General features: G+C 63.3%; 7 protein-coding genes. 2 read left to right on the top strand and 5 right to left on the bottom strand.

The window, feature by feature from the left end:
- Nucleotides 1-129: 129 nt before the first annotated feature.
- Entirely contained in the window at nt 130-786 is a 657-nt protein-coding gene (locus LPA44_RS17760) for an ABC transporter permease (protein ID WP_330166507.1), read from the top strand.
- Between the two features lie 647 nt (nt 787-1,433).
- Nucleotides 1,434-2,438, top strand: a complete 1,005-nt coding sequence (locus LPA44_RS17755) for a TatD family hydrolase (protein ID WP_230890815.1) — start codon at nt 1,434-1,436, stop codon at nt 2,436-2,438.
- Between the two features lie 21 nt (nt 2,439-2,459).
- On the opposite strand, the gene LPA44_RS17750 is transcribed toward LPA44_RS17755, so the two are convergent.
- The 5 genes from LPA44_RS17750 to LPA44_RS17730 all read right to left on the bottom strand — a co-directional run.
- The gene (locus tag LPA44_RS17750) at nt 2,460-2,822 is read right to left on the bottom strand and encodes a Zn-ribbon domain-containing OB-fold protein (RefSeq protein ID WP_230890814.1); all 363 of its coding nucleotides are present in this window, start codon (nt 2,820-2,822) and stop codon (nt 2,460-2,462) included.
- On the bottom strand, nt 2,819-3,964 hold the full coding sequence (locus LPA44_RS17745) for a thiolase C-terminal domain-containing protein (protein WP_230890813.1): 1,146 nt from the start codon (nt 3,962-3,964) through the stop codon (nt 2,819-2,821). Before LPA44_RS17745 ends, LPA44_RS17750 begins: the two co-directional genes overlap by 4 nt.
- Nucleotides 3,965-3,973: 9 nt before the next feature.
- Nucleotides 3,974-5,182: a CaiB/BaiF CoA transferase family protein gene (locus tag LPA44_RS17740; protein ID WP_230890812.1), complete on the bottom strand. Its 1,209-nt coding sequence runs from the start codon at nt 5,180-5,182 to the stop codon at nt 3,974-3,976.
- Between the two features lie 251 nt (nt 5,183-5,433).
- Complete coding sequence (locus tag LPA44_RS17735) at nt 5,434-6,375, bottom strand: alpha/beta hydrolase (RefSeq protein ID WP_230890811.1); 942 nt, start codon at nt 6,373-6,375, stop codon at nt 5,434-5,436.
- 88 nt (nt 6,376-6,463) lie between these two features.
- Nucleotides 6,464-6,761: hypothetical protein (locus tag LPA44_RS17730; RefSeq protein WP_230890810.1), on the bottom strand; the 298-nt coding region annotated here is incomplete at its 5' end.

The following is a 6,761-nucleotide window of genomic DNA, read 5'->3' as shown; positions in this document are numbered from 1 at the left end:
ACACATCCGGGCAAGCCGTCTGAGCGATGCCATATCGCCAGACGGCGTCCATTTCCGGGTTAATCTGGCGGAATATTGCACTAAGAGCGTTTGAAGCGACCGTCAATCGACGGCAAAACAAGGCAGCTGATGTTCTACGGCGGCACGCTTGTCGCCGGACGGGCGTTCTCGGATTCCATCGAGGGGCTGATCGTCGGCTACTTCCTGTGGACGCTCTCGCTAGGCGCGTACTCAGGAATTATGAACGATATCCAGTCCGAGGCGAGTTGGGGAACCCTGGAGCGACACTTCATGACGCCCTTCGGTTTCGGGCCGGTCGTGTTCGCGAAATCCATCGCTATCGTCTGCCGGACGTTCATGACCTCTGCTGTAGTCCTGGTCGTCATGTTACTGATCACCGGGACGATACTCGACCTCAATCTCGTGACGGTGCTCCCGGTCGCGGTGCTCACAATCGCCGGCGCGCTCGGACTCGGCCTTGTGATGGGTGGACTGAGTGTGCTGTATAAACGCATTTCGAACGTCGCCAATCTCCTCCAGTTCGCGTTTATTGGACTCATCTCCGCACCCGTTTTCGACATCCCGTGGACACGACTCCTACCGCTTGTACAGGGGAGTGCGATGCTCCAGCGTGCGATGGTCGATGGCGTCCACCTCTGGGAGTTCGACCCACTTACTCTCGCCGTCCTCGTCGGCACGTCCGTCTGCTACCTCGCACTCGGATACGCTATCTTCGGACTTGCCACGCGGCGTGCTCGTCGACTGGGCGTCCTCGGCGATTACTGAAAGCCGAGGATAATATACACAATTTGACACGAGAGACGTACTGGTGCCCGAGCAGACTAGACGGGGGCTACGATACGGGCACGGCTCGACCGACCGTCCCCGGCACGCTGAACCAGAGTGTCGCTCTTCCTCGAAGAGGTCGCGGCGCGCTCACCCGTGCGTGTTTGGCGTCCATCAGTGGTGGTCGAACGCCCGCTCACTGGTCGGTTTGAGAGCGTGGCGTGGGCGCCCCCTTCTCTCCGCGTCGACAGCCGCGACGGCGGCCGCCGTGGATCTACTGGATCCAACATAGCCCCATTCTCGACTGTTGGTTAACTGCCATCCGAGGAATTACCAACCCTGCTCACGAGCGAGTGACACGCCACTGAGACGGGTCTCTACACTTTGCATACGGGGTGTCCACGCGGCCGCGGTTCCGTCCGGATGGCTCGCGTCGAGCTTCTCGCTCGTGTCTCCACCTGGATTGAGGCTTGGAACGTCGGCGTCTCCGCCACGATCGTGAAGCCGTCGTCATCCGTGCTTGCCCACTGAAACAGCCTTCTCACACGGCATTGCGGTCACCCTGTCGGTTCTCACGCGCTGATCCACCGCGCACCCGCAAAACGCTAAGGCGGCGGAGACGCTATCGTCGTAGCACTGGTTCGACAATGGACACGTCCTATCCGACGAAGCGGCCGACCGACGCGACGTATCTCGACGAGGAGCAGGAGGAAGAACCCCCCACTGAACTCCTCACTCTCCCTTGGATAGACTGTCACAATCACGCGCAGACGCTGTCGTGGGGGGATCGCGAGAAGTACGCGCTCACGGGGTGTGAGGCGATGGTGATGGTGGCGTCGGGCTACCACTGGACGCCGTACAAGCCAGTGGAAGCCGACGACGTGCGATTTCTCTGGGATGACGCGATCAACCGTCGGCGAGCCATCGAGCGGGATCACTTCTTCGAGGCGAACCTGGCACTCGGCGTCCATACGGGCGTTCGGATCACGAACCCAGAGGAGTTGCTGGAGGCGATGGCGGACTACTGCGCCTTAGAAGAAGTCGTGGCGGTCGGCGAGACGGGAGTCACGCCGAGCCAGCACGTCGAATCCTGGGATCTCGACGCACAGCGCGCCGTCGTCGGCCGGCAGATGGAGCTCGCTGACGACCACGACCTCCCCGTCCTCCTCCACACGCCCAATCGCACAAACGACGCACTTCCCACCTACCGATCCGAACTCGCTACGCCGGGATACGAGAAGAACGCCCTGAGCCAGAACCCCGTTATCGACGACGCGAACCCTGAACTCGAAGCCGTCAAACTCGACGTCGCGGCGATGCGAGACGCGGGAATCGACGAGAACCGCGTCGTTGCTTCTCACGGAGATCCGAACAACGCGGCCTACATCCTCGAGGAGACGAACTGCTATCTCAGCTTCACCATCGGTCACTCGTGGCTCGTTGGGGTCGGCCCCGAGGACGTCGCGGACGCCATCGAGACGTACGGTTCCGACCGAATCATGCTCGATACCGACTGCGCGAACGTCCTCCGCACCGACCCACTCGCGCTCAAGCGTGCGGTTTTCGAGCTCTACCGACTCGGAATTGACACCGACGCGATTCGACAGGTCGTCTACGAGAACCCCTGCGACGTCTTCGGCCTTGGGGCGTAATCGCTGCCGTCGACTCGCAGCTCAACCGTCGCCGTCAACGCCCGTCAACCGCGCGCGTTTCTCTCCCCCCTCGCGGAGCTCGTACTGCCCCGCGAACCGCACGCTATCACCGACTTCCGGATCGTCGTCCGACATCTGCGCGATGAGACGGACGTCGCCGAATGCCGCGAGACCGAGGACGTTCGCGCTCCGGACGTCCGGCGGTGTGACGTTGACCGTCGTGTACGCGACGAGTTCGCCTTCTCTGAGCCTGTACGTCGAGAACGTCGCACTCTGACAGTCTGGGCACCGGTTGCGTGTATAATACCACTCATTCTCACAGTCGCCGCAGCGAAACGCTTCGTCGACTCTGAGACCGTCTGCGTCGCGCGTGCCCCGGGTCATGGTGCCTCCAGCAGTGTACAGACGCTGTTGTTGCCGAACCCAGCGACGTTCACGGCGAACCCCGTTTCGGCGCCGGCGACCTGTCTGTCGCCACGAAGATCACCGCGTAACTGCCAGACGAGTTCGACGACCTGCGAGAGACCGGTCGCACCCAACGGGTGACCACGTGCTTTCAGTCCGCCTCCCGGGTTCACCGGGAACGCACCGTCGCGAGCCGTTTCGCCGCGCATCGTTGCCTCCCACGCTGTCCCGCGTTCGAAGAACCCGATCTCTTCGAGCTCAAGCAGCTCGAGAACCGTGAACGCGTCGTGGATGCAGGCGACGTCGACGTCGTTCCGCGATAGGTTCGCGTCGGCGAACGTGCGCTCGCTCGCGCGTGACACGCTCTCGATCTCGATGGGGTCGGGCCGCTCCGCGACGGCGTGCGTTCCCGTCGCGCTCCCGATGCTCCTGACGTGGACGCCTTCGGCGTCCGACTCCCGCTCGAGGACGACGGCCGCCGCGCCGTCCGTCATCGGACAGCAGTCGTAGAGCCGGAGGGGGTCGGCGACGACAGGTGAGTCGAGTGCATCCTCGACGGACACCTCCTTTTGGAACTGCGCGATGTCGTTATCCACGGCGTTCTCGTGGTTCTTCACTGCCACTTCCGCGAGCGCCTCACGCGGGGCGTCGTATCGGTCGAGGTAGGCACCCGCCGCCAACCCGCCGAACGACGGCAACGTTATTCCCTGGACGTACTCGCGTCCGTGCGTCAGTTTGCTGATGGCGTCTGTTACTGTCGAGGTGTCCGCGTCCGACATTTTCTCGACACCGACGACGACCGCGACATCGGACGCGCCGCTCGCCACCGCCTCGACACCCCGATGGGTCGCGCTCGCCCCGCTAGCGCTCGTATTTTCGATCCGATCCGCGCGGACGCCTTCGAGGCCGACCGCGGACACGAACGCGTTCGCGAGACCACCCTGTACGTCGAGCGCCTCTGTGAGGACGTTTCCGACGTGAACTGAGTCGACGGCCTCGAGTGAGCACGCCGCATCGTCTAATGCGTCTTCTGACGCTGCTGTCGCGAGCTCGAGCGCTGAACGCTCGGCGTCGCTCTCGAAGGGAGTTATTCCGACTCCCGATATTGTCACTCCAGTCATCTCACCGAGTCACTCCTCGTCGCCGAAGACGCCCGCGGCCGCGAGCTCGTCGATACGCTCTTCGGAGTAGCCCAGCTCCCTGAAGACCTCGCGGTTGTGTTCGCCGAGCAGGGGCGGAGGCGTCTCGAACCCGCTTTCGGCGTGTTCATAGTGGAGTGGATGCTCGATGACGGGTATCTGCCCGAGCTCTGGATGCTCGATCTCCGTGACTGCGTCCCGAGCGTTGACCTGCGGGTTGTCGAGGGCGTCATCGACGTCGAACACCGGCCCCGCGGGGATGCCGGCGTCCTCGACGAGGACGTCCATCCATTCGTCAGTCGTCCGCTCGCGAAGGGTGGCCTCGAGCTCCGACTCCAGCGCTGACATGTTCTCGACGCGATCCGCGTTCGTCTCGAACTTCGGGTTCTCGATGAGATCCGCGCGACCGATGGCCTCGCAGAGCCCTCGCCAGAGCTTCTGGTTCAGGCAGGCGACGTTAATGTAGCCGTCAGCCGTTTCGAACGTCTGATAGGGGGCGAGTACGGGATCCTTCGTCCCCATCCGCTCCGGTTCTTCGCCCGCGAACACCTTCCCGGCTTGTTTGGTCAGCCACGGGAGCGCGGACTCGAGCATCCCGAGGTCGATGTACTCGCCCTCCCCGGTCTGCTCGCGCCGATAGAGCGCGCTCACTGTTCCGAACGCCCCCCACATCGCAGTAATGAGGTCGGTCATCGGCAGGCCGACCTTCACCGGCTGCCCGTCCTCCTCACCGGTGACGCTCATGATGCCGCTCATCCCCTGCACGAGCAGGTCGTAGCCGGGACGCTTTCGCCACGGCCCGGTCTGTCCGAATGCGGAGATAGCGAGGTAGACGATGTCATCGTTGTGCGCCGAGATCGTCTCGTAGTCGACGTCGAGGCGATCGGCTGTCCCGGGTCGGTAGTTCTGAATGAAGACGTCCGTCTCCTCGACGAGGTCGTAGAGGGCTTCGCGGCCCTCCTCCGTCTTCAAGTTGAGCTCGAGGCTCCGCTTGCCGTAGTTTACCGTCCAGAAGTAGGGTGACTCCCCTTGGATGAACGGCGGGCCCGAGTGACGGTTGTCGTCGCCGACCTCCGGACGCTCGATCTTCACGACGTCTGCGCCCTGATTCGCGAGCATCGCAGAGCAGAAGCCGCCCGTGACGAACGTGGAGAGGTCGAGAACGGTAACTCCTTCCAGGATGCGTGTCTCGTTGGTCATGGTCTCGTATGTGTCTGGTGTGTGCGTCCTTCGACGCTACCTGAACCCAGCTAGCAGAGGCGACTGTGCCGTCGACTGACTGCGGCCCCGCGCAGCCGCATCGCTATGGGTCAACCGTCGTCCGCCCGCATCGACGCGATGATAACCCTTGCTGTGGCTCACGAACTGATTCCGGTTACTGGATAGTAAAGCCATCGCAGTGGGGAGCCGACCGCCGGGGACGCGAACCAGACGACCGACTCAGCGTCCGCTCATTCGGTGAGTGCGTCCGCGAGGTCGCTGGCGAGGTCGTCGAACGCCTCGCGCGAACGCTCGAACTCGAACGGTTCGGGCGCCAACTGAAGGAACGCGTGAATCGCGTCGTCGTAGTGGCGGTGTTCGACCGATACGCCCGCCCCCGCGAGCCGCTCGGCGTATGCGACGCCCTCGTCACGGAGCGGGTCGAATCCGCCGGTCACCACCGTCGCTGGCGGCAAGTCCTCGAGGTCGGCCGCCAGCAGCGGATAGCCGTAGATGTTTCGCGTATCGATGTCGTCCACGAAGTAGTGGTCATCGAACCACGCGAGGTCTTCCTTCGTGATGAAGTAGCCCTCACCGTTCTCTTTGATGGACTCCCAGTCATCGTCGGGCGAGACCGTCGGATACGCGAGCCCCTGATAGACCAGTTCGGGGCCGCCTCGGTCGCGCGCCATCTGTGCGACCACTGCAGCGAGGTTCCCGCCCGCAGAGTCGCCAGCGACCGCGAGTCGGTCGGCATCACCGCCGAACTCGGACGCATTCTCGGCCACCCACTCGGTCGCGGCGTAGGCGTCCTTCGGAGCCGCGGGGAAGGGGTGTTCGGGGGCGAGGCGGTAGTCGACGGCAACGACGGCGATCCCCGCCGTCTTCGCGAGCACGCGACAAAGCTGGTCGTGACTCTCCAAGCTGCCGGAGATGAAGCCGCCGCCGTGGAAGAACATCGTGACCCCGAGATCCCCGTCCGACTCGGGGGCGTAGACGCGAACCGAGAGGTCGCCGCCGGGGCCCTCGATCGTGTGGTCTTCGACTGTCTCGACCGGCTCCGGGTCGTCGACGGTGAAGACGTCGTTCGTTATCGCGCGTGCGTCCTCGACGGTGAGCTCGTGGAACGCAGGGTCGTCTGCCGACTGGTCGATGAACGCCTGCAACTCCGGATGTGGGTCTTGCGCTCTCATCACACGGATAGTTCCCGCTGAACCATCATATATCTTTAGGTAAGACGATGAGAAAACGATGCTGCGCCGAGCCGCGACGGCCGTTGATCTATTCGGGGTTGACGTCGCCGATTTTGTCGACCATAGGCTTGACCTCTTCGGCGTAGAGCTGGAGGTTCTTGCGCGTCTTCCAGTCGGGGAGGTCGCCGAAGTGGAACTGGCCGACGATGCGGCCCATTCCGCCCACGGCCTCGTACTGCTTTTCGAGTTCTTCGGCCACGTACTCGGGGGTTCCGACGATCGTCTCCCCGTACTCCTGGAACTTCTCGAAGTCGTAGTTGTAGGCGAGTTCGCCGTGCGGGTGGAGGTTCTCGACGTATTCGTCCCACTTCTCCGGGTCGTAGGGC

The organism is Halobacterium sp. KA-4, assembly GCF_021028995.1.
Taxonomy (GTDB): Archaea; Halobacteriota; Halobacteria; order Halobacteriales; family Halobacteriaceae; genus Halobacterium.
Note: the sequence above shows the minus strand (reverse complement) of the source record. Positions and strands in the feature narration are given on the sequence as shown.

Bases quoted from the DNA above. Each gene is read 5' to 3' on its own strand.
- LPA44_RS17760 (WP_330166507.1), top strand. From the start codon at position 130: ATGTTCTACGGCGGCACGCTTGTCGCCGGACGGGCGTTCTCGGATTCC.
- LPA44_RS17755 (WP_230890815.1), top strand. From the start codon at position 1,434: ATGGACACGTCCTATCCGACGAAGCGGCCGACCGACGCGACGTATCTC.
- LPA44_RS17750 (WP_230890814.1), bottom strand. From the start codon at position 2,822: ATGACCCGGGGCACGCGCGACGCAGACGGTCTCAGAGTCGACGAAGCG.
- LPA44_RS17745 (WP_230890813.1), bottom strand. From the start codon at position 3,964: ATGACTGGAGTGACAATATCGGGAGTCGGAATAACTCCCTTCGAGAGC.
- LPA44_RS17740 (WP_230890812.1), bottom strand. From the start codon at position 5,182: ATGACCAACGAGACACGCATCCTGGAAGGAGTTACCGTTCTCGACCTC.
- LPA44_RS17735 (WP_230890811.1), bottom strand. From the start codon at position 6,375: ATGAGAGCGCAAGACCCACATCCGGAGTTGCAGGCGTTCATCGACCAG.